The organism is Phenylobacterium sp., from assembly GCF_004299445.1.
Lineage (GTDB): Bacteria > Pseudomonadota > Alphaproteobacteria > Caulobacterales > Caulobacteraceae > Phenylobacterium.
Genome location: NZ_SCTC01000034.1, coordinates 1 through 1,684 on the forward strand (window position 1 = coordinate 1; position 1,684 = coordinate 1,684).

A 1,684-nucleotide genomic window follows, 5' to 3' on the forward strand; every position below is an offset into this window, starting at 1 on the left:
GGCCTCGCGACGCTGACCCACTCCTCCCAGTTCCTCACGCTGAAGCCCGCCCTCGTCGCGGGCGACGCGCCCGTGGGCGAGCTCGTCATCATCAACGGCCAGGCGCACTCCTGGCAGCAGGACAACCCCTGGACCGAAGCCGCCGTCGGCGCGCGCCGGCTGGCCGCCGAGCAGTTCAACCGCGGTTCGTTCGCCGCCGCGGCAACCGGATTCCGGCAGACCGAAGCGCGCGTGAGCGGCGGACAGAAGCCCCTCTACCACGCCTTCGCCGACCTCGCCGACGCCTACGGCTGCTGGGACCGCTTCCAGTACAAGCCCGCCTGGGACTCGCTCAAGACCGCGACGAAGGCCCTCGACATGGCCTCCGTGTTCGGCGGCCCCGCCGGCGTGAAGGCACTGATCCCGCGCCTCAAGGAGAACTCGGGCTTTCTGGAAAAGCTGGTGCTGGACCCGGCCGACGTGAAGGCGGCGGTCGCGCCCGACCTGCTGGCCAATGCGAAGCGCCGCGCCGAACAGGACCGCGCCTTCGACGCGGCGATGGCCACGGCCCTGCGGGCGCTGGAGGCCTTCGCGCAGGTGCAGCTGTTCAAGCAACATAAGATCAAGACGAACGACGTCCAGCCCGACCAGCTGCCGGCCGCGCTGCGGGAGACCTGCAAGACCTGCTTTCTGGACGACGTGGACGGGAAATACAAGCTGCCGCTCGTGGCGCAGTTCCGCGCGCTGGCCGCGCTCGGCGACCCCATGGGGCAGACCTTCCAGGCCCAGTGGCCGCAGATGAAGCCCCTGCTGGACGCCGCGCATCGCTCCCCGCTCGGACACGGCTTCGAGACGGTCACCGCCGAACGGTACCACCAGCTCTACGCGCTGATCGTGAAGATCACCGGCGTCACCGACGCCGCGCTCCCCCGGTTCCCAACCCTCGAGCTCTGACCATGGCGCAGACGCGGCACTCCCAGACGCACTCCCATGCGCACCCCCATACGATGGACGTCCGCATCTACTATCAGGACACGGACTGCGGGAACGTGGTGTACTACGGGAACTACCTCCGCTACTTCGAGCAGGGGCGCACGCACTGGCTGGAGCAGCAGGGGCTCTCGGTCAAGGCCTTCATGGACGCGGGCACGCTCTTCGCGGTGGTGCGCGCCGAGGTCTTCTACCGCTCGCCGGCCCGGTACGGCGAGACGCTGAGCATCGCCACCCGGCTCACGGAGATGCGCGCGGCGAGCTTCACGTTCGCGCACGAGATTCGCGAGAAGACGAGCGGGCGGCTGGTGGTGGAGGGTGGAGCCCGGCTGGCGACGGTGGACCTGCAGGGCAAGCTGACCAAGCTGCCGAAGGCCCTGCGCGAGCGGCTCGCGAAGGCGATGGGAGCGGACTGATCCATGCAAAACCTCGGCACCTGGTTCGCCATCCTGGCCGTCTCCATCGGCTTCATCGTGCTGCTCGTTCTGTTGTTCAAGGAACCCGACGACAAAAAGAAATAAAGGAGACCGTCTATGGGTCAGGATGTATTCGGCGGCAAGGAGGAGCTGGTCGAGGTCAAGTTCCAGATCAGCCAGGACCAGAAGAAGTGGCTGGAGAAGATGGTCAAGGAGGGGAAGATCGCGGTGCCGCCGGGCGGGAGTCTGTCGGTGGGGAACGTGATCTCGATGTTCATCCGGGCGCTGCTGCACAACGC

The 1,684-nt window shown here is 67.4% G+C and carries 3 protein-coding genes; all 3 read left to right on the forward strand.

Annotated elements, in window-relative coordinates; all coding sequences use genetic code 11:
- Positions 1–933, forward strand: a 933-nt coding sequence (locus EPN98_RS08070; RefSeq protein WP_293362167.1) for a TIGR02710 family CRISPR-associated CARF protein, incomplete at its 5' end; no start/stop codon positions are given.
- A 53-nt stretch (positions 934–986) separates the two neighbouring features.
- On the forward strand, positions 987–1,385 hold the full coding sequence (locus tag EPN98_RS08075; protein ID WP_293362168.1) for a YbgC/FadM family acyl-CoA thioesterase: 399 nt from the start codon (positions 987–989) through the stop codon (positions 1,383–1,385).
- Between the two features lie 117 nt (positions 1,386–1,502).
- A partial coding sequence (locus EPN98_RS08080) for a hypothetical protein (RefSeq protein ID WP_293362169.1) occupies positions 1,503–1,684 on the forward strand: 182 nt, incomplete at its 3' end.